At 75.7% G+C, this 19,499-nt stretch carries 17 protein-coding genes; 7 read left to right on the forward strand and 10 right to left on the reverse strand.

From position 1 onward, the window contains the following. Positions 1-60: 60 nt before the first annotated feature. Positions 61-588, forward strand: coding sequence for a hypothetical protein (locus tag IE287_RS11555; RefSeq protein WP_189848864.1), 528 nt, complete (start codon positions 61-63; stop codon positions 586-588). 85 nt (positions 589-673) lie between these two features. Then, positions 674-1,156 (forward strand): hypothetical protein, encoded by a 483-nt coding sequence (locus tag IE287_RS11560; RefSeq protein ID WP_444545978.1) that lies wholly within the window; start codon positions 674-676, stop codon positions 1,154-1,156. Positions 1,157-1,160: 4 nt separating this feature from the next. Here the strand turns inward: IE287_RS11560 and IE287_RS11565 are convergent, their stop codons facing one another. From IE287_RS11565 to IE287_RS11590, 6 genes are all read right to left on the reverse strand, one after another. After that, complete coding sequence (locus IE287_RS11565) at positions 1,161-2,372, reverse strand: histidine kinase (protein ID WP_189848866.1); 1,212 nt, start codon at positions 2,370-2,372, stop codon at positions 1,161-1,163. After that, positions 2,369-4,102 (reverse strand): sodium/solute symporter, encoded by a 1,734-nt coding sequence (locus IE287_RS11570; RefSeq protein WP_189848867.1) that lies wholly within the window; start codon positions 4,100-4,102, stop codon positions 2,369-2,371. The genes IE287_RS11565 and IE287_RS11570 overlap by 4 nt, the downstream gene beginning before the upstream one ends. Before the next feature lie 20 nt (positions 4,103-4,122). Next, on the reverse strand, positions 4,123-4,494 hold the full coding sequence (locus tag IE287_RS11575; protein WP_189848868.1) for a DUF485 domain-containing protein: 372 nt from the start codon (positions 4,492-4,494) through the stop codon (positions 4,123-4,125). Between the two features lie 77 nt (positions 4,495-4,571). Then, complete coding sequence (locus IE287_RS11580) at positions 4,572-5,324, reverse strand: LytR/AlgR family response regulator transcription factor (protein WP_189848869.1); 753 nt, start codon at positions 5,322-5,324, stop codon at positions 4,572-4,574. A 53-nt stretch (positions 5,325-5,377) separates the two neighbouring features. Then, positions 5,378-7,462 (reverse strand): SpoIIE family protein phosphatase, encoded by a 2,085-nt coding sequence (locus IE287_RS11585; protein WP_373307834.1) that lies wholly within the window; start codon positions 7,460-7,462, stop codon positions 5,378-5,380. A gap of 48 nt (positions 7,463-7,510) precedes the next feature. Beyond that, positions 7,511-8,773, reverse strand: a complete 1,263-nt coding sequence (locus IE287_RS11590; RefSeq protein WP_268254974.1) for a DUF6777 domain-containing protein — start codon at positions 8,771-8,773, stop codon at positions 7,511-7,513. A gap of 213 nt (positions 8,774-8,986) precedes the next feature. Here IE287_RS11590 and IE287_RS11595 point away from each other — a divergent pair, with 213 nt between their 5' ends. From IE287_RS11595 to IE287_RS11610, 4 genes are all read left to right on the forward strand, one after another. Then, positions 8,987-9,943: a YndJ family protein gene (locus IE287_RS11595; protein ID WP_373307836.1), complete on the forward strand. Its 957-nt coding sequence runs from the start codon at positions 8,987-8,989 to the stop codon at positions 9,941-9,943. Continuing rightward, positions 9,940-10,482, forward strand: coding sequence for a DUF1990 domain-containing protein (locus tag IE287_RS11600; RefSeq protein WP_189848871.1), 543 nt, complete (start codon positions 9,940-9,942; stop codon positions 10,480-10,482). Before IE287_RS11595 ends, IE287_RS11600 begins: the two co-directional genes overlap by 4 nt. Positions 10,483-10,493: 11 nt before the next feature. Next, positions 10,494-11,924 carry a lipase maturation factor family protein gene (locus IE287_RS11605; RefSeq protein WP_189848872.1) on the forward strand — a complete coding sequence of 477 codons (1,431 nt, stop codon included), beginning with the start codon at positions 10,494-10,496 and terminating at the stop codon, positions 11,922-11,924. A gap of 143 nt (positions 11,925-12,067) precedes the next feature. Next, complete coding sequence (locus IE287_RS11610) at positions 12,068-13,576, forward strand: exonuclease/endonuclease/phosphatase family protein (RefSeq protein WP_189848873.1); 1,509 nt, start codon at positions 12,068-12,070, stop codon at positions 13,574-13,576. A 177-nt stretch (positions 13,577-13,753) separates the two neighbouring features. Here IE287_RS11610 and IE287_RS11615 read toward each other — a convergent pair whose 3' ends face one another. The 3 genes from IE287_RS11615 to IE287_RS11625 form a co-directional block, all read right to left on the reverse strand. Then, positions 13,754-13,924: a hypothetical protein gene (locus IE287_RS11615; protein WP_189848874.1), complete on the reverse strand. Its 171-nt coding sequence runs from the start codon at positions 13,922-13,924 to the stop codon at positions 13,754-13,756. Positions 13,925-14,223: 299 nt separating this feature from the next. Further along, positions 14,224-15,699 (reverse strand): SDR family NAD(P)-dependent oxidoreductase, encoded by a 1,476-nt coding sequence (locus IE287_RS11620; RefSeq protein ID WP_189848875.1) that lies wholly within the window; start codon positions 15,697-15,699, stop codon positions 14,224-14,226. A gap of 63 nt (positions 15,700-15,762) precedes the next feature. Then, positions 15,763-16,446 (reverse strand): (2Fe-2S)-binding protein, encoded by a 684-nt coding sequence (locus IE287_RS11625; RefSeq protein ID WP_229883422.1) that lies wholly within the window; start codon positions 16,444-16,446, stop codon positions 15,763-15,765. 457 nt (positions 16,447-16,903) lie between these two features. Here IE287_RS11625 and IE287_RS11630 point away from each other — a divergent pair, with 457 nt between their 5' ends. Further along, positions 16,904-17,884, forward strand: a complete 981-nt coding sequence (locus tag IE287_RS11630; protein ID WP_189848876.1) for a DMT family transporter — start codon at positions 16,904-16,906, stop codon at positions 17,882-17,884. On the opposite strand, the gene IE287_RS11635 is transcribed toward IE287_RS11630, so the two are convergent. After that, positions 17,765-19,195, reverse strand: coding sequence for a transglycosylase family protein (locus IE287_RS11635; RefSeq protein WP_189848877.1), 1,431 nt, complete (start codon positions 19,193-19,195; stop codon positions 17,765-17,767). The two genes, IE287_RS11630 and IE287_RS11635, sit on opposite strands and share 120 nt — an antisense overlap. Positions 19,196-19,499: the final 304 nt, after the last annotated feature.

Genomic DNA, 19,499 nt, shown 5'->3' on the forward strand with positions numbered 1-19,499 from the left:
CGGGGCGGACGGGCGGGGGTGTATGCACTCCGTGTATACACTCCGCGTATAGTCGCGTCCATGGCCTCACGACCCCACACCCCGCCCCTCCCCCGCCTGCTCAAGGCCGCCGCCGTCACCGCGCTGGCGGTCGGCGCGGCGCACCTCGTGCTCTCCGACACCCTCCGGTTCGCCCTCGTCGGGCAGGCCTCCGCGGCCCTCGGCTCGCCGACCGGCTACGGCACCGCCCAGGTGTTCACCACCGCGCTGCTCAACACCGCGCTGGTCATGCCGCTCGTGCTCTGGGCCGGGATGCGACTGGGCGGGGAGCGGAGGACGGGGGCGATGGTCCTGGTGGGGACCACGGTCTGGATCGTCACCGTCTGGAACGGGATCGACGCCCTGGACGACTCCTTCGGCGCGGTCCTGCCCCTGCGGTCGCTCGCGCTGGTCGTCGGCGTCACCGCGCTCGCCTCCCTCCTCCGCCGCCGCCCCGCCCCGGCCCCGGCCGGCGCGCCCTCTCCCGCCCCTCGCATCCCCTCCGCACCGGCAGCCCCGTCGGCACCGATCCGGCCGGGGAACGTATCCGAAACCACACCGGCGAGTTGAGCAAAGCGGTCCACGCGGACGCCCCGAGCGGAGGAGGCTCTGCTCCGGGTCCCGAGAACCGCGGGTCCCCGACGTCCGGGAGAAGGTGGGAGCGTTGCCGCCCGAGAGCACGAACGGCGCCGGCCGCAGGAGCGGCGGAGGTCTGGCCGTACCGATGGCCTGGCTGTGCGCCGAGTACCTGGCCGACCAGTACCTGACCGCGGCCGGCCTGGCCGAGCCCGGCTCGCTGGAGCACCGCGCCGCGCTGCGCGCGCTGGCGCTCACGGTCCACCTGTCCGGCGAGCCCGCGGCCGACGAGTGGCTGTACCGCACCGCCCACGAGGCGGGCTGGCCCGAGTGGGTGGAGGAACGGCTCGCCGCCGAGGAGGCCGAGGATCCCGGCGGGGCCGATCTGGCCCTCGCCCGGGACACCTGGCGGGCCCTGCGGGAGACCTGGGTGCACGCCGCCGACCTGGGCGGCGCGCCGGGTCACGGACCGGGCCTCCTGGTCGACGAGACGGCCCGGGTCTGGCTGCCCGCCTGGCAGTTGGGGCTTCCGCTCGCCCATCTCGCGGTGTGGCTCTCCTGATCCGTCAGAGCGGCGGCGAAGGGTGCACCCCGGGGCGGTACTTGGGGAAGCGCGCCGTCACCTTCATGCCGGCGCCGACGCCCGTCTCGATGACCAGGCCGTACCCCGCCCCGTACACCTGGCGCAGCCGCTCGTCCACGTTGGACAGGCCGATGCCGGAGCCGGAGGGGTGTTCGCCGCGCAGCACCGCCCGCAGCCGTTCGGGGTCCATGCCGACGCCGTCGTCCTCGACCGTCACGACCGCCTCCGCGCCGGCGTCACGGGCGGCGATGACGACCCGGCAGCCCCGCTCGCGGTCCTGGAGGCCGTGCTTGACCGCGTTCTCCACCAGCGGCTGGAGGCAGAGGAAGGGCAGGGCGACCGGCAGCACCTCCGGGGCGATCTGGAGCGTCACCTTGAGCCGGTCGCCGAAGCGGGCCCCGGCCAGCGCCAAGTACTGCTCGATCGCCCGCAGTTCGTCGGCGAGCTGGGCGAATTCGCCCTGCCGGCGGAAGGAGTAGCGGGTGAAGTCCGCGAACTCGAGGAGGAGGTCGCGGGCCCGCTCCGGGTCGGTGCGGACGAACGAGGCGATCGCGGCGAGGGAGTTGAAGATGAAGTGCGGGGAGATCTGGGCGCGCAGGGCGCGGATCTCCGCCTCCACCATCCGGGTCCTGGAGCGGTCCAGCTCCGCCAGCTCCAGCTGGACGGAGACCCAGCGGGCCACCTCGGTCGCGGCCCGGACCAGCACGGCCGACTCCCGGGGGCCGTAGGCGACCAGCGCGCCGAGGACGCCCTCCTCGCCGGTGAGCGGCGCGGTCACCGCCCACCGCAGCTCGCACCCCGGGTCGGCGCAGCCGGTGGGCGCGGAGCTGCTGCGGCCGGTCTCCAGCGTCGCGGCGGCCAGCTCGGACACGCCCGCGTGGTGGTGCGCCGCACCGGGCCCGTCCCAGGCGAGGACGGCCGATCCGTCGGTCAGGCAGAGGGCCTCGGTGCCGAGCAGCGAGCGGAGCGGACGGACCGCCTTGCGGGCGGTCTCCCCGGTCAGTCCGGCCCGCAGCGGCGGGGCGGCGAGCGAGGCGGTGTGCAGCGTGTGGAAGGTGGCCCGCTCGACGGGGGTGCCGAGGTCGAGGTCGGCGGCGCGGTCGCCGCGCCGGGCGGTCAGCCGGCCGAGGACGACCCCGGCGGCGAGCAGGACGGCCCCGGCCGAGGCGGCCGCGGCCAGGACGATGCCGCTCACCGGCGGGCCTCCTGGGCGGGGACGGGCGCGGTGAACTCCTCCGGCAGGTGCAGCCGGGCGAGGGTGGCCGCGGTGCCGGGCGGCACGCTGCGCGGGGTGGCGAGCGAGACGAGGACCATGGTGAGGAAGCCGAGCGGGACGGACCAGACGGCGGGCCAGGCCATCAGGGTGTGCGGCCAGCCCCCCGGGGCCAGCCCGGCCCGGGTGGCCATCACCGCGGCCAGCGCGGAGCCGCCGCCGAGGAGGAGCCCGGCGGCCGCGCCGGGCGGGGTGAGCCGCCGCCACCAGATGCCGAGGACCAGCAGCGGGCAGAAGGAGGAGGCGGAGACCGCGAAGGCGAGCCCGACGGCGTCGGCGACCGGCACCTTGGAGGCCGCGACGCCGACGGCGAGCGGCACGGCGGTGGCGAGCGGGGTCGCGAGCCGGAAGTGCCGGACGGCGCGGGAGGGCAGCACGTCCTGCGCGAGGACGCCGGCGACGGACATGGTCAGCCCCGAGGCGGTCGAGAGGAAGGCGGCGAAGGCGCCGCCGGCGAGGAAGGCGCCGAGGAGGTCGCCGAGCGCCCCGCCGACGATCCGGTCGGGCAGCACGAGCACGGCCGCGTCGGCGGAGCCGGTGAGGGCGAGCTCGGGGGCGTAGATCCGCCCGAGCGCCCCGTAGACCCCCGGCAGCAGGTAGAAGGCGCCGACCAGTCCGAGGACGACGAGGGTGGTGCGGCGGGCGGCCCGGCCGTTCGGGCTGGTGTAGAAGCGGACGGCGACGTGGGGCAGCCCCATGGTGCCCAGGAAGGTCGCGAGGATCAGCCCGTAGGTGGCGTAGAGCTGGTGCCCGTCGCGACCCCCGGCCAGCGGCTGGGACCAGCCGAGGGGGTCGGATCCGTCGGCCCGCCGCTCGGGGACCGGGGCGCCGGGCGGGAGGGCGAGGACGGTGCCGCCGGAGACGTGGTGGGTGCCCGGCCCGAGGGTCACCGGCCGCTCCTCGTACCGGACGGAGTCGACGGTCCCGGTGACGGTCAGGGTCAGCGGCGCGTCGAGCCCGAGGCGCACGGTGTCGGCGACCCGGACGACGGTGTGCTCGCGCAGGGTGGCGGGCGCGTCGAAGCGGGCCCGGGGCGCCCCGTCGCCGTGCCAGGCGGCCACCAGGAAGAAGGCCGGGACCAGCAGGGCGGTGAGCTTCAGCCAGTACTGGAAGGCCTGCACGAAGGTGATGCTGCGCATCCCGCCGGCGGCGACCGTGCCGGTGACGACGACGGCGACGAGCAGGCCGCCGACCCAGTCGGGGGCGCCGGTGAGGATCTCCAGGGTGAGGCCGGCGCCCTGGAGCTGCGGCAGCAGGTAGAGCCAGCCGATGCCGACGACGAAGAGGCTGGCCAGCCGGCGGACCTGCGGCGACTCCAGGCGGGCCTCGGCGAAGTCGGAGAGCGTGTACGCGCCGGAGCGGCGCAGCGGGGCGGCGACGAGGACCAGCAGGACCAGGTAGCCGGCGGTGTAGCCGACCGGGTACCAGAGCATGGCGGGGCCCTGGACGAGGACGAGGCCCGCGATGCCGAGGAAGGAGGCGGCGGAGAGGTACTCGCCGCTGATGGCGGCCGCGTTGAGCCGGGGCCCGGCGGTCCGGGAGGCGACGTAGAAGTCGGAGGTGGTGCGGGAGACGCGCAGGCCGAGGGCGCCGATCAGGACGGTGGCGAGGACGACGGCGGTGACGGCGGCGACCGCGTAGGTCTGGTTCATGCGGGACGGTCCACCGGTCCTCAGCGCTCGACGAGGCCGGTGAAGTCGCGCTCGTTGCGCTCGGCCCTGCGGACGTACCAGTGGGCGACGGCCCAGACGACGGGGTAGACGCCGGCGCCGAGCGCCGCCCACACCAGGGCCTCGGGGGCGGGCAGCGCGAGGAGCAGCGGCAGCGTGCCGACGAGCAGCGCGAGGGCGCCGAGCGCGGTGAGCGCGGCGCGCAGCTGGCTGCGCATGAGGGAGCGGACGTAGGTGTGGCCGAGGGTGGTCTGCTCGTCGATCTCGGAGCGGGCCGGCGGATGGAGCGGCCGGGGCGCGGGCCGGTCGCCGAGGGCGCTGGCGTGGGTGACGGTCTCGCGCCGGGGCCGGCGCGGCTCGGGATGCTCCGGCATCGGCGTCGCTGCTCTCTGGGGGCGGAGGGGCCCGTGGAGTGTAAGCGGAAGCGGTGGGGCGCCGGTAGGGGTGGCGGTCAGCCGCCGGCCCGGCGCATCAGCAGGTCACGGAGGTGGCGGGCGTGCCGGCGGCTGACGGCGAGGTCGGTGGCGCCGACCCGGACGGAGGTGGTGCCGCCGTCGAGCCGGAGCTCCTCCACCCGGTCGAGGGCGACGAGGTGGCTGCGGTGGATGCGGACGAAGCCCCGGTCCGCCCAGCGCTCCTCCAGGGTGGAGAGCGGGATGCGGACGAGGTGGCTGCCGTGGTCGGTGTGGAGGCGGGCGTAGTCGCCGTGGGCCTCGACGTAGGCGATGTCGTCGACCGGGACGAAGCGGGTGACGCCGCCGAGTTCGACGGGGACCTGCTCGGGCGCGGCGGCCACCGGGGGCGCGGTGGCGGCGTGGACGAGTTCGTGGACGCGCCGCACGGCCTCGGCGAGCCGCTCCCGGCGGACCGGCTTGAGCACGTAGTCGACGGCCTTGAGGTCGAAGGCGGTGAGCGCGAAGCCCTCGTGGGCGGTGACGAAGACGACGAGCGGCGGCCGGGCGAACCCGGCCAGCAGCCGCGCCACGTCGAGCCCGGTCAGCCCCGGCATGTGGATGTCGAGGAACACGACGTCGACGCGCTCCTCGCCGTCCGGCCCGGACTCCAGGGCCCGCCCGATCCGCCGCAGCGCGGCGGTGGCGTCCCCCGCCCCCTCGGCGGTCCGCACCCGGGGGTCGGCGCGCAGCAGGTAGAGCAGTTCCCCCAGGGCGGGTTCCTCGTCGTCGACGGCCAGTACGCGCAGCATGCGCGGGAGCCTACTTCAGCGGCCGGCGGGCGCGGCGGGCGCACGGGGCCGGGTCAGTCGGCGACCGCGAACTCGCACCAGACGCACTTGCCGCCGCCCCTGGACTCCACGCCCCAGCTGTCGGAGAGCTGGTCGACGAGGAGGAGGCCCCGGCCGGAGACGCCCGCCTCGCCGGCCTCGCGGCGCCGGGGCAGGGCGCTGGAGCGGTCCTCGACCTCGACCCGGAGGCGGCGTTCGGGGCCCGGCAGGATCCTGAGGGTGATGATGGCGCCGCCGTCGGTGTGCATGAGGGCGTTGGTCATGAGCTCGTCGGCGACGAGTTCGATCTCGTCGGCGCGGGAGCCCGCCCCCCACGCGCGGACGGCGGCCCGGATCATGTGGCGGGCGGAGCTGAGGGCCTCGGGGTCGCTCTGGGCGACGTGCTGGCGGAAGCGGCCGCCGCCGGCCGCGTAGGCGGCGTGGCGGCGGAGCAGGAGGATGGCGACGTCGTCCTCGCCGCCCCGGTCGGCGACGACGTCGCAGAGCAGGTCGGCGAGCTGCTGGAGGTCGGCGGGGCCGCGCCGGACCAGGGAGGAGAGCCATTCGAGGCCCTCGTCGAGGTCGGCGCCGGGCTTCTCGACGAGGCCGTCGGTGTAGAGCATGAGGGTCTGGCCGGGATCGAGTTCGAGGGTGGTGACGGGGTAGTCGAGCCGGCCGAACTCGGCGGAGAGGCCGAGCGGCAGGCCGCCCTCGACGGGGACGCGGCGGCAGGTGCCGTCGGCTTCGCGGACGAGGGGGTCGACGTGGCCGGCACGGACCATCTGGACGACGCCGGTGGCGGGGTCGGCCTCGGCGTAGGTGCAGGTGGCGAAGCGGTCGGTGTCGAGTTCGTGGAGGAAGACGGAGGCCCGGGCCATCACGGTGGCGGGGGTGTGGCCCTCGGCGGCGTAGGCGCGGAGCACGATCCGGAGCTGGCCCATGACGGCGGCGGCGTGGGTGTCGTGGCCCTGGACGTCGCCGATGACGGCGCCGACCCGGCCGCCGGGGAGCGGGATGACGTCGTACCAGTCGCCGCCGACGTCGCGGCCGAGGCGGGCGGAGCGGTAGCGGACGGCTATGTGGGCGCCGGGCACGTCGGGGATCCGGCGCGGCAGCATCGCCTGCTGGAGCCCTTCGGCGAGGTCGTGCTCCTGCTCGTACAGCATGGCCCGCTGGAGGCTCTGGGCGATGCTGCTGCTCAGCGCGACGAGCAGGGTCCTCTCGTCCTCGCTGAAGCCGGTGCGGTCGCTGTAGAGCAGGCCGAGGGCGCCGATGGGACGGGCCTGGGCGATGAGCGGGAGGTAGGCGGCGGCGGTGATGCCGAGGCCCTTGATGTGCGGCCACAGGACGGGGAAGGAGGCGGCGAAGTCCTCGGAGCTGTCGATGAAGCGGGGCCGCAGGGTGCGGATGACCTCGCTCATCGGGTAGGGCTCGTCCACCCGGGTGAACCGGGTGCCCGGGACGAAGGCGCCCTCCGGTCCCTCGGCGACCAGGTGGATGCGGCCCGCCTCCAGGAGGCCCATGACGAGGCTGGCGGCGCCGAAGTGCTCCAGGGCGTGGGAGTCGTTGAGGAGGTCGATGACGTCCTGCACGGTCCGGGCGTAGGCGAGGGCCGCGGTGGTGCCCTCGACGACCCCCGCGCGCTGCCGGCGGCCCTCGTCGAGGCCGAGGCGGGCGGCGGACTCGGTGAGCTCGTGGGTGGCGTCGCGCACGACGCCGACGATCCGCACGGGGCGGCCGGAGGGGTCCCGGTGGACGAGGCCCTGGGTGTGGGTCCACTGCTGGGAGCCGTCGCGCCGGCGGATGCGGAAGTACGCCCCGTACTGGTCGCTGCCCTCCTTGAGGGCCTGGGCGACGAGGGTGTCGAGCCGGCGCCCCTCGTCGGGCAGGACGCGGCTGCCGAGCGTCTCGGGGCGGCCGTCGTACTCGTCGGGCTCGAAGTCGAAGACGTCGAGGGAGGCCGCGTCCATCTTCATCGTGCCGGTGGCGAGGTCCCAGTCGAAGCCGCCCATGCGGAAGGCGGACCCGAACGCGCTGAGGATCGGCACCGCCGTACCGTCCCCGGCCGCCGCCGTGTCCGGCCGGCCCGCCGCGTCCGCTCCCCCGCTGCCCACGCTCATGGGGGCCACGCTAGGCCCAGCGGGTTCCTCGCGCACCAGGAAGATCTTTCAGCCGGCGAACGTGTCGGGCTGGGTGGGCCCGGGATCGACGGGGAGGAGGTCCTCGGGCAGCGGGAAGCCGCCGTCGGGATCGGCGTACGGGTCGGAGGGCGGCTCGGCGTGGGGATCGGCGTACGGGTCGGTGTACGGGTCGGAGGGCGGCTCGGCGTACGGGTCGGCCGGGGCGTCCGGCTCGGTGGGCGACGGCGGGGGCGCGTCCGGGGCGGTCGGGGGCGCCGGGGTGTCGGGCGCGGCCGGGGTCTGCGGTACGGCGGGGGTGTCGGGCGCCGCCGGGGCGTCGGGCGCGGTCGGCGCGGCGGGGCGCTCCGTCGGGGTCCCGGGGGTGGCGTCGGCGGACGCGTCGGGGTCCTCGGTGCCGGTGTCCGGGGTGACGGGGTCGCTGAGGGCGCAGGTGTCGGGATCGCAGTCGGGGACGGTGTCGGGCTTGCGGTCCTGGTCGCCGTCGCTGCCGGCCTTCCGCTCGATCCAGCTGTCGTCGGAGACGTTCACGATGACGAGGCTGTTCACGACGGTGGAGGTCGGTTTGACGATGATCACGCGGTCGGGGTCGAAACCGGCCCAGGGGTCGCCGTGGTGGACGGCTCCGGAGACGCTGACGGGCGTGCGGAGCGGGTTGCCGCAGGCGCAGCGGACCCGGGGGGCGCCGTAGGGGTCGACGAGGACGGCGGTGCCGGCCTGGAGGACGGACTGGAAGGCGGAGGCCCGGCCGTCGCGGAAGCCGTGGTTGGTGACGCGGGTGTCGGCGCGCAGCAGGACCGGGGTGAGGTCGCGCAGCCAGTCGGCGACGCCGCCCTCGGGGATGCCCGCGGCCTCGGCGAAGGCGGTGAGCTTGGCGGGTTCGGCGGCGAGGTAGGCGACCTGCTGCTCGACGTCGCAGCTGCCCTCGGCGCGGGTGCCGCCGTAGAGGCCGGGGGTGGAGCCGGTGACCTCGCGGATGCCGGGGGCGCTGACGGGCTGGGCGTCGGCCCCGGGTTCCTGGAGGGCGCGCAGTCCGGCGCCGCGCGCGGTGGAGGCGGTGAAGGGGTCGGGGCCCTGGGCGGCGACCGGCTGGAGGTGCACCTCGTGGGCGGTGCCGAGGGCGGCCCGCCCGGCGGCGCCGCCGGGCTCGGCGGCGGAACAGCCGGCGAGGAACAGGGCGGCGGCGCCCAGCGTCGCGGTGACGGCGGCGGTGCGGCCCTGGCGGGGGGCGGCTCCGGGGGCGGGGCGGACGGCGGCGGGTCGGCTGCGCGTCCGGCGCTGCGTGGGGCGCACGTGGCTCCTCCCGGTCGGCACGGATGGGTTCCTCCCGTTCTGTCGCAGTCGGTGACGGGAGGCAAGCGGAGAGCGTCCGTACGGGCGGCGGGGAGGGTCCGTACGGGCGGCGGAGGATCCCCGGGGCGGACTTGAACGCGTTCAAGAGAGCCTCTACGCTCGGTACCGTACTCGTTGAACGCGTTCAAGTCTGGGGGTGGCGCCATGACCGCACTGTCGGCCTTCGTGGTACCGGTCGTGACGCTCGGGATGCTCTGGGTGGTGCCGGCCGGGCTCGGACTCGTCGAGGGGCCCCGGCCACCCGGCTGGGACCGGCTGCGGCGGGCCTGGCCCCTGCTCGCCCTCCCGGGCGCGGTCTCCCTCTGGCTCCCCCGCTCCGGCACCGCGACCGCCCTCGCCGCCTGCTACGCGCTCGCCACCCTGGCGCTCGCGCTCCAGGCCCCGGCCCGGCTCCTCCTCACCCGGTCGCTCCGGCCGGGCGAGGTCGCGGTCCTCACCGCGCTCGTCTCGCCCTCCGTCGCCGGGCTCGCGCTCGTCGCCGAACGGGCCGCGTACCCGCTCTTCGGCTTCGAGCTCGACCTGCTGGCCCTGACCGTGCCGCACTTCCACTTCGCGGGCTTCGCCGCAGCGCTCGTCGCCGGGCTGCTCTGCGCCGCCTCCGGCGAGGGGCCCCTGGCCAGGGCCGCCGCGCTCAGCGTGCCCGCCGGCACCCTGCTGGTGCTCGCCGGCTACTTCGTCGACGACTGGGCGGAGCTGGCCGGGGCGGTCGTCCTCACCGCCGGCATGGCCGCGGTCGCGGTGCTCACCCTGCGCGAGCGGCGCGCCCTCGCCGCCGGTCGCGCGACCCGGACGCTGCTCGGCGTCTCCGCTCTCGTCCTCGTCGTCACCATGGCGCTCGCGCTCTGGTGGGCGCTCGGCGAGGCGACCGGACTCCCGCACCCCACCCTGACCTGGATGGCCGCGACCCACGGACTCGGCAACGCCCTCGGCTTCGCCGTCTGCGCCCTGCTCGCCCACCGCCGGCTCCGGCCCGCCCCGCCCACCGACACCGGGACCGGTCCTGCCCGCATCACCCCCGCCACCCCCTCCGGCCCCGTGCCCGCCGCCCCTCCCGGCGCCGGCGCCGGCGACCGCCCCGCCCCTCTCCCGCGAACGGAGCTCCCGGCATGAGCCGCATCCTCGGCGACCTGACCCGGCGCCGCACCCTCACCTACCGCGAGGTCGGCGCCACCCGCACCCCCGACGCCCTCCCCGCCGGCTTCCACCACCTGCGCCACAGCGCGGCCGTCGGCCACGGCCCCGCCGCCTTCCGGGCCGCCGCCGAGGCCGTCACCACCTGGCGGATGCACCGCGCCGGCGGCGCCCGGGTCCGCGCCTCCGCCGGCCGCGCCGCCCCGGGCGTCACCCTGGAGGTCGCGCTCGGGATCGGCCCGCTCGCCCTCGGCGTCCCGTGCCGGGTGATCTGGGTCCCCGAGGAGGAGCACCGGGCCGGCTTCGCGTACGGCACCCTCACCGGCCATCCGGAGTGCGGCGAGGAGGCCTTCCTCGTGGAGCTGGAACCCGGCGGCACGGTCCGGTTCACCGTCACCGCCTTCAGCCGGCCGGCCGCCTGGTACACCCGGCTCGCCGGCCCGCTGGTCCCCCGCCTCCAGCTCGCCTACGCCCGCCGGCTGGGCCGCGTCCTCACCCGGATCGCCGCCGCGGGCTGATACTGGAGGCGATGGAGTGGTTCACCGCGCCCGAGCTGTGGCTGGGCCGGACCGTCTTCCAGCGCGGCCTGGCGGTCCTGTACTGCGTGGCGTTCCTGTCGGCCGCGCTCCAGTTCCGGGCGCTCATCGGCGAGCGCGGCATGCTCCCCGTGCCGGAGTACCTCCGCCGCACCACCCCGCTCCGCTCCCCCTCCCTCTTCCACTGGCGCTACTCGGACCGCCTCTTCGCGGGGGTCGCCTGGTCGGGCGCCGCCCTCGCGGCGGCGCTCGCCGCCGGGGCGGGGGACGCGGTGCCGCTCGGGGCCGCGATGGCGCTGTGGCTGGCGCTCTGGGTCCTCTACCTGTCGATCGTGAACGTCGGCCAGACCTGGTACGCCTTCGGCTGGGAGTCGCTGCTCCTGGAGACCGGCTTCCTCGCGGTCTTCCTCGGCAACGACGACGTCGCCCCGCCCCTCCCGGTCCTGCTGCTGCTCCGCTGGCTGCTCTTCCGCGTCGAGTTCGGCGCGGGCCTCATCAAGATCCGCGGCGACGCCTGCTGGCGGAAGCTCACGTGCCTGGACCACCACCACGAGACCCAGCCGATGCCCGGGCCGCTGAGCTGGTTCTTCCACCGGCTCCCCCGCCCGCTGCACCGCGTGGAGGCGGCCGCCAACCACGTCGTCCAGCTCGGCGTGCCGTTCCTCCTCTTCGCCCCGCAGCCGGTGGCCTCGGTCGCGGCCGGCCTGATGATCGTCACCCAGCTGTGGCTGGTGCTCTCCGGCAACTTCGCCTGGCTCAACTGGCTGACGATCCTCCTCGCCGCCTCCGCCCTGGACCTCTCGGCCCTCTCCGGCGACCGCGCCGCCCCCGCCACGCCGGTCTGGTACGCCGTCCTGGTGGTCGCCCTCACCGTCCTGGTCCTCGTCCTCAGCCGCCACCCCGTCCGGAACCTGCTCTCCCGCCGCCAGGCCATGAACCGTTCCTTCGACCCCTTCCACCTCGTCAACGCCTACGGCGCCTTCGGCACCGTCGGCCGCGTCCGGGACGAGATCGTCGTGGAGGGCACGAGCGACCCGGCGCCGGGACCGGGGACGGAGTGGAAGGAGTACGGCTTCAAGGGGAAACCGGGCGATCCGCACCGGTGGCCGCGGCAGTACGCGCCGTGGCACCTGCGGCTCGACTGGCTGCTCTGGTTCGTGGCCCTCTCGCCGTCCTACGGGGCGGCGTGGTTCGACGGCTTCGTGCGGCGGCTGCTGCTGAACGACGGGGACCTGCTGAAGCTGATCCGGCACAACCCGTTCCCGGACGCCCCTCCGGTCCACGTCCGCTGCCGCCTGTACCGGTACCGCTTCACGACGTGGCGGGAGCTCCGGGAGACCCGCGACTGCTGGCACCGGACGTACCTCCGGGACATGGTCCCGCCGACGCGGCTCCGGACCCCGCCCGGACCGTCCGCCCCCTGAACCCCGGCGGCCCCGGAGCCCACTGAGCCCGCGGGACCGGCGGAACTGACGGACTCCCCCGGCGGCCCTTGTCCGCGGAGCGGCGGATCCCTAGCTTGTGCCGTTTGGCCTTCCGGGCCTTCCGACGCGGACGGGGTACGAGGATGAGACAGGCAGTGCGCCGCCTGGCGGTGCTGTGTTCCGCTCTGTTCGCCATGACGGCCGTGACGCCCGCGCAGGCCCAGGCGGTGGAGAGCCGGCCCGTGCCCGTCACGGCGAGCGACAAGTACGCGCTCAGGTCCGTGGGCGCGGGCGACCTGTACGTGTCGGTGGAGATCTCCCGGACCGGCAGCGGGGAGGCGATGCTGCGTGCGCGCACCTCCGCCGCCTCCCCGGCCGGCCTCGGAGCGTGGGAGAAGTTCACGCTGCACACCGACGACAAGGGAGTGACCACCACCCTGCGTTCGGAGGCGAACGGGAACTACGTCACGACCGAGCGCGGCTACACGGGCAGCCACCGGAACCTGCTGCGCGCCCGGGGCACCCTCTCCGGCGAGGGGGAGAAGCTCCGGCTGGAGAAGCAGACCGACGGCACGTACGCGCTGAAGGCCGCCACGGACGACGGCTACCGGTACGTGACCGCCGAGGTCCAGGACCCCGGCGCGGACGCGGGGCTGCTGCGCGCCCGCGGCACCTCCGTCGGCTCCTGGCAGAAGTTCCACCTCGTCCACCTCGGCGAGGAGAACGCGAGCGATCTGGGCGGCCGCCCCGCTCCCGCCTCCCCCGCTCCGGCCGCCGACTTCCGCGTCATGTCGTGGAACGTCTGCGCGAACCACCACTCCGCCTGCGGCAACCACCGCGTGGAGGGCCCGTCCCTGGGCGCGCAGATCACCGGCCGGATGGGCACCGACGCGGAGGCGCGGACGTACCGCGCCGTCTTCCTCCAGGAGATGTGCGAGGCGCACGCCAAGTCCATCGAGACGGCGCTGGAGGCGAAGACGGGCACCGGGTGGGACGTGCGCTTCGCCCCCATCGGGTTCACCGTCGACGGCTCCTCGCTGGAGGCCGCGAGGACCTGTGACGACGCCGGTTCGCCGGGCGCCTGGAAGGACCGCGGGTCCTACGGCATCGGACTCGCCCTGCCGGACGCCAACGAGTGGTACCACTCCTACGACCTTCCGTCCCCGCAGAACAGGACCATCGGCGACGCCTGGGTGCGCATGGAGCAGCGGGCCGGCCTGTGCGCCGTCCTCCCGGCGCAGGCCCTCCAGTTCTGCACCGCCCACTTCAGCGCCGGCCTGCCGGAGGACGACGCGGACGGCACGAAGCGCGCCGAGCAGGCCGAGGAGATGCAGAGGATGGTCCGCTCGTACACCGTGGCCGGCTACCGGACCGTCTACGGCGGCGACTTCAACGCGATCCCGCCGGACTCCGCCTCGCCGGACACTCCCAGGACCGTCATGACGTCCGCCTACGCGGCGGACCGGGAGTGCGACGAGGGCCTGTCGAGCGCCCGCCCGCGGGACGGCCGGTCGACGAAGCCGCTGGCGACCCGCAGCATCAAGATCGACTACCTGTTCGGCCCGCCGTCGGGCACGGTCGTGTCGTGCGCGGTGGGGACCGACGCGGGCCGGTCGGACCACTACCCGATCACGGGACGGTTCAGCTTCTGAGCGAAGGCGGGGACCCGGTGCGGAGCGCCCTCGGGCGCTCCGGCCGGGGCGGCGAAGCCGCGGCGCGGACGCGACGGTGCCCCCGGTCCGCGCGGGGACCGGGGGCACCGGGGGGGGTACGGGCCGCGCCGGGGCGGCCGGGGACGACCCCGCACGTCGGGGCGGCGTCCCGTCGGATCAGTCGATGCCCGGCAGGATGTGGGGCTCGGCGAGGTCGTCCTCGTAGCCCGCGAGCCGGATCGGGGCCGACCGGGCCCAGACTTCGAGGCTTCCCAGCTCGCCGTCGCGCCGCTTCCGCCCGGAGGGTTCCGAGGGCTTCGGTTCCTGCTTCGTCAGTTCGGGTGTCACCGCGCACTCCTTTGTGTCGCGTTCAGAGGGGGACGTGGGGCCGGTCGGTCGCGGTGGCGCCGTTCTTCGGGCGGGACCGCGGCCGAGGTGGGTGGCCAGTCCCCTGGCCGGCCGTGGAGCGGGTGTCGCTCCGGTGGCCGACCGTGGGCATCAGAGTAACCAAATGAGCGCGCCCGCGCTCTACCGGGCTCAAAAGTGTGACGCGTTCGGGTGACGGAGACCGGAAAAGCGCCCTTTCCCGAAGGGAAGGGCGCTTCTCGGTGATCACGCGGACGGGGCGGCGGGGGACCCGCCGCGGCCTACCACTTGCCGGGGGCGTAGTCCTTCATGAAGACGCCGTACAGGTCCTCGCCCGCCTCGCCGCGCACGACGGGGTCGTAGACGCGGGCGGCGCCGTCGACCAGGTCCAGCGGGGCGTGGAAGCCGGCCTCGGCGAGCCGCAGCTTCTCGAAGTGCGGGCGCTCGTCGGTGATCCATCCGGTGTCGACCGAGGTCATGAGGATCCTGTCGGCCTCGAACATCTCCTGGGCGCTGGTCCGGGTCACCATGTTCATGGCGGCCTTCGCGGCGTTGGTGTTCGGGTGTCCGGCGCCCTTGTAGCCGCGGGAGAAGACGCCCTCCATGGCGGAGACGTTCACGACGTACGCCCGGCCGCTCGCGGCCTTGGCGGCGGCCTCGGCCATCGACGGGCGCAGCGCGCTGATCAGGATGAACGGCGAGGTGTAGTTGCAGAGCTGGGTCTCCAGGAGCTCCACCGGGGAGATCTGGTCGATCGTCTGCACCCAGGTGTTGGAGTCCACGACGTCCGGGAGGAGGCCGCCGGCGTCGATCGCGGTGCCGGCGTGGTGGCGCTCCAGGCTCGCGTTGCCCGCGACGAGGGCGAGGTCCGCGACCTTCTGGGCGTCCAGGCCGCTGGTGCCGACGGGCAGCGCGGCGAGGCCGTCGACGGCGCCGGAGTTGAAGGCGCCGATGACGTGGTGGGCGGGCAGCTCGCCGGCCGGCAGCGGCGCGGACTCGCCGTCGACCAGGGCGGCGTACGCGGAGGGGAGCCGGCGCACGGTCTGCGTGGCGTTGTTGATCAGGATGTCCAGCGGGCCCGCGGCGGAGACCCGCTCGGCGAGGGCCACGGCCTGGCCCGGGTCGCGCAGGTCGATGCCGACGACCTCCAGGCGGTGGATCCACTCCGCCGAGTCCTCCATCGCCTTGAAGCGGCGGATGGCGTCCTTGGGGAAGCGGGTGGTGATCGTGGTGTGCGCGCCGTCGCGGAGCAGGCGCAGCGCGATGTACATGCCGATCTTCGCGCGGCCGCCGGTCAGCAGGGCGCGCTTGCCGGTGAGGTCCGCGCGGGCGTCCCGCTTGCCGCGGTTGAGGGCCGCGCAGTCCTGGCAGAGCTGGTGGTAGAAGTAGTCGACCTCGACGTACCGGGTCTTGCAGGTGTAGCAGGACCGGGGGCGCTGGAGTATGCCCGCGATCCGCCCCGCCTCGGTGACCGAGGAGGGCAGGATGCCCTCGGTCTCGTCGTCGATGCGCTGCGCGGAGCCGGTCGCGGTGGCCTCGGTGACGGCCCGGTCGTGGGCGGTCTTCGCGGCGCGGCGCTCCTGGCGGCGGCGCTGCTTCACCGAGCGGTAGATGCCGGCGGTGGCGCGGCGGACGGCGATCGCGTCGGGGTGGTCGACGTCGATCTTCTCCAGCTCGTCGAGCACGCTCAGACAGACGGCCAGGCGCTCGGGGTCGATTCCCGGCCCGTACTCCTGGAGTTCTTCGGTCACCGTCATGGCCTTCGTCGTTCCTCGATCGCTCGCGGGCGGGGTGCCGCCGGGGGTTTTGAAGTGTCAACTTTACGGAGCCGGGGCCCGCCGTTCCAAACCCGTTCCGGGAGCGTGGTCGAACACACAGTCGCCGCAGAGGCCGCCGGAGGGGCAGCGGTAGTAGAGACAGCAGCTGGCGCGGCGCAGCCCGGGGCCCCGGACGGTACCGGCCAGGTCGGGGTGGTCGAAGAGGCCCTGGACGAGGGCGGCGGCCCGCTCGGCCGCCGCGGGCCTGCCGTGGGCGCGGGCCCAGCGGGTGAGTTCGCGCAGGGCCCCGGCGAGGGCGGAGCCGGCGTTCCCCCACAGCAGCCGGGGCGAGATCCGCCCGTCGCGGGCGAAGGCCGCGTGGAGCGGGACGAGGTGCGCCTCGTGGACGGCCTCGCGGAGCGCGGCGACGGTGGCCGGGCGGGTGCCGCCGCCGGCCCACCACAGGTCGTCCGGGGAGGTGAGGGCCGGGTCCCAGTGCAGGCCGGCCGGGTCGAGGGCGGGGAAGCGGCCGTGGAGCGCGGCCGGCCCGAGCGCCGTCGACCAGAGGCGGGCGGCGAGCCCGAGATGGGCGACGGAGGCGCCGACGCGCCGCTCGGGCGCGCCGAGCCGGGCGGCGACCCGGTCCACGCGCGCGTGGAGGGGCGCGTCGCCGGCCGGGTCCTTCCCCGCGTAGAGCCGGGCGAGGGGACGGTGGTCGCCGCCGGTGGGCGGCGGCGCGGTCCGCAGGGCGAAGAACCCCCCGACGAAGTCGACGGAGGGGACCTCGGCGGGTCCGCCGGAGGCGGCCTCCGCCGCGGCACCTGTTCCGGTTTCGACGGAGATGGAAGCGGAGGCCACGGCTCCGGCGGGTGCGTTCTCGTCGGGATCCACGGTCTCCCCCTCGGCTCCCCCGCCGGTACGGCTCCGGCGGGGCGGGCCCACCGTATCCGGGGGCGCGGAGCGGCTTCGCGGGCCAAAGTGGACCGCTCCGGGCGGCGACTGGCTCGGGATCTGGCTCCCCTGCCGCACCGCCCGCACGCCCGGTACCGCTTCCCATAGCCGAATCGTCCCGTTTCGACCCGCTATGACCTGCGGTGGCGTACGACTCCGGGTGTACGTGATCTCGGCGTACTGCGTCGGCGGTACCGGTGAGGGGTTCCCTGGTCTGACGACGGGAGCGGCCCGGCGAGCGATCGTGGAGGGTATGAGTCCGCTGCTGCTGTCCGTCGTCCTGTCGCTGGTCTCCGCGGTCGCCTACGCGGGTGCGGCGATCGTGCAGGAGCGGGTGGCGGCGGCCGCCTCCGGGCCTGCGTACGCGCCGCTGCGCAATCCGGTCTGGTGGGGCGCCGTGCTCCTGAACGGGGTGGGCGCGGCACTGCACGTCGTCGCCCTGGCCTACGGGCCGCTGAGCGTGGTGCAGCCGCTGGGCGCCCTCACGATCGTGTTCGCGCTGCCGATGACCGCGCTGTTCGTGCGGCGGCGGGCGGGGCGGCGGGCCTGGCACGGGGCGCTGATGGCCACGGCCGGGCTCGCGGGCCTGCTCAGCGTGACGGACGGCGGGGAGGGGCGCACCCCCGGCGGCGGGGAGCGCTGGCTGCTCGCGGGGGCGACCTTCGCGGTGGTGGCGGCGCTGTTCGCGCTGGCGCGGCTGGCCGGCCGGTCCGTGCTGCGCGGGGTCGCGCTCGCGGCGGCGGCCGGTGTGGCCTTCGGGGTGGCGTCGGTCTTCACCAAGGCGGTCGCCGAGGAGTGGTCGGCGGACGCGCCGCTCGCCGAGTGGGGCCCGGCACTGGTCCTGTCGGCGCTCGCCGTCACCGGCCTGCTGCTGTCCCAGGCGTCCTACCGGGGTGCCGGGCTCGCCGCCCCGCTGGCCACGGTGACGGTGGTGAACCCGGTGGTGGCCGCCACCGTCGGGCTGACCCTCTTCGGCGAGGGCTTCCGGTACGGGGCGGCGGGCACCGTGGCGGCGCTGGTCTGCGGGGCGGTCGCGGCGGGCGGCCTCGTGGAGCTGACGCTCGACCGGCTGGCCCGCCCGGGCGGGGACCCGGGCGGGGACGGGCCCTCGGCGTCAGATGGAGACGCCGCGGGCCCTGAGGTAGGCCAGGGGGTCGATGTCGGAGCCGTATCCGGGACCCGTCCGCACCTCGAAGTGGAGGTGCGGTCCCGAGCTGTTGCCGGTCGACCCTGACCGCCCGATGCGCTGACCGCCGGTGACCCGCTGCCCCTCGCGGACCGAGAGGGCGGAGAGGTGGGCGTACTGGCTGTAGCGGCCGTCGTCGTGGCGGACGACGATCTGGTAGCCGTAGGCGCCGCCCCAGCCGGCGGAGACGATCCGGCCGTCGGCCACGGCCTTGACGGTCGTCCCGGTGGGCACGGGGAAGTCCACGCCCGTGTGGTAGCCGCTGGACCAGGAGGAGCCGGGCTTGCCGTAGCGGGTCCCGATCCCGGCGGCGACCGGGGCGGAGTAGCGGTCCTCGCGCGCTTCGACGGGCCGGGCCCGGGGCTTGTCCTGCGGCTTCGGCTTCGAGGTGGCCTGCGGAGCGGGCCGCGGCTTCGCCTGGGGCGTCGCCCGCGGCTTCTCCACCGGCGCCGGCCGCGGGGTGCCCCGGGGCTTCTCGACGGGCCTGGCCGGCGGCGCCTGCACGGCCTTGACCGGCGGCTTCGCGGCCGTCTCGACCGGGGGCTTCGCGGCGGGCCGGCCGGTGACGGCCTCGACGGCCGGGGGCTTCGGGGCGGGCGTGGCGGTGGCCGGGGGCTTCGGGGCCGCCTGCGGCTTCGTCGACGGCGGCCGCACGGTCGTCGGACCGGTGCCCGACGGGGTGGCCGGGCGGGACGGGGCGGCGATCTTCAGGGTGAGGCGCTGGCCGGGGTGGATCAGGTCGGGGTCGTCCCCGACGACCTTGCGGTTGATCTCGTACAGGCGCTGCCAGCCGCCGCGGACCCGCTCGTCGCGGGCGATCCCGGAGAGCGAGTCGCCGGGCGTGACGGTGTACATCTCGCGGACGGTGGGGACGGTCGTCGGGCCGGGCTTGGCCGGCTCGCCGCCCGTCAGGGCGCGCTGGGCGGGCAGCGAGGCGGTCCGCACGTCCTTCCCGCCGCCGGAGGCCTCCGGGGCGGGGCCGCCGCGGGCGAGGCCGGCGCGGTTGCCGCAGGCGGGCCAGGCGCCGGGCCCCTGCCCCTTGAGGACCCGCTCGGCCACGGCGATCTGCTGGTCCTTGGAGGCCAGGTCGGCGCGGGGCGCGAACTCGCGCCCTCCGTACGCCTCCCAGGTGGACTGGCTGAACTGGAGGCCGCCGAAGTAGCCGTTCCCGGTGTTGATGCGCCAGTTGGAGGAGGACTCGCAGGACGCGACCTTCTCCCAGACGTCGAGCGAGGCCGCCTCGGCGGTGCCCGCGCCGATGAGCGGCAGCGCGAGGCCGGCCCCTCCTGCGGTGACGGTGAGCGAGGCACGGTTGATCCGGCTCGGCTGGTGGCGGCGGTGACGTCCGCTTGCGGCCATGGGCCCCCCTAGAACACGGCGACAGCGGTCCAAGTTACGGGGGTCGCACGCTGCGTGACAAGCCGGACGCGGAAGTCCGCCAAGTCGGTGGACTCCCTTGCGTCACCGGCCCGTTGACGTCACGCCCGTTCCGCGGCGCACCCTCCCCCGGCGGGGCCGGGCTGGGGCTGCGGCTCCGGCGCGGGCACCGGCCCGCCGGGCTGCGGCGGCGCGGGCGGGACCGGGTCCGGCGGGGCGGGCACCGGATTGGGCGGCGGAACCGGCGGGGGCGAGGGCTGCGGCGGCGGGATGGGCGAAGGCGGCA

The organism is Streptomyces omiyaensis, assembly GCF_014650895.1.
Classification (GTDB): domain Bacteria; phylum Actinomycetota; class Actinomycetes; order Streptomycetales; family Streptomycetaceae; genus Streptomyces; species Streptomyces omiyaensis.

Coding starts and splice junctions, on each gene's coding strand:
- IE287_RS11555 (WP_189848864.1), top strand. CDS start 61: ATGGCCTCACGACCCCACACCCCGCCCCTCCCCCGCCTGCTCAAGGCC.
- IE287_RS11570 (WP_189848867.1), bottom strand. CDS start 4,102: ATGAACCAGACCTACGCGGTCGCCGCCGTCACCGCCGTCGTCCTCGCC.
- IE287_RS11575 (WP_189848868.1), bottom strand. CDS start 4,494: ATGCCGGAGCATCCCGAGCCGCGCCGGCCCCGGCGCGAGACCGTCACC.
- IE287_RS11580 (WP_189848869.1), bottom strand. CDS start 5,324: ATGCTGCGCGTACTGGCCGTCGACGACGAGGAACCCGCCCTGGGGGAA.
- IE287_RS11585 (WP_373307834.1), bottom strand. CDS start 7,462: ATGAGCGTGGGCAGCGGGGGAGCGGACGCGGCGGGCCGGCCGGACACG.
- IE287_RS11600 (WP_189848871.1), top strand. CDS start 9,940: ATGAGCCGCATCCTCGGCGACCTGACCCGGCGCCGCACCCTCACCTAC.
- IE287_RS11605 (WP_189848872.1), top strand. CDS start 10,494: ATGGAGTGGTTCACCGCGCCCGAGCTGTGGCTGGGCCGGACCGTCTTC.
- IE287_RS11610 (WP_189848873.1), top strand. CDS start 12,068: ATGAGACAGGCAGTGCGCCGCCTGGCGGTGCTGTGTTCCGCTCTGTTC.
- IE287_RS11620 (WP_189848875.1), bottom strand. CDS start 15,699: ATGACGGTGACCGAAGAACTCCAGGAGTACGGGCCGGGAATCGACCCC.
- IE287_RS11630 (WP_189848876.1), top strand. CDS start 16,904: ATGAGTCCGCTGCTGCTGTCCGTCGTCCTGTCGCTGGTCTCCGCGGTC.
- IE287_RS11635 (WP_189848877.1), bottom strand. CDS start 19,195: ATGGCCGCAAGCGGACGTCACCGCCGCCACCAGCCGAGCCGGATCAAC.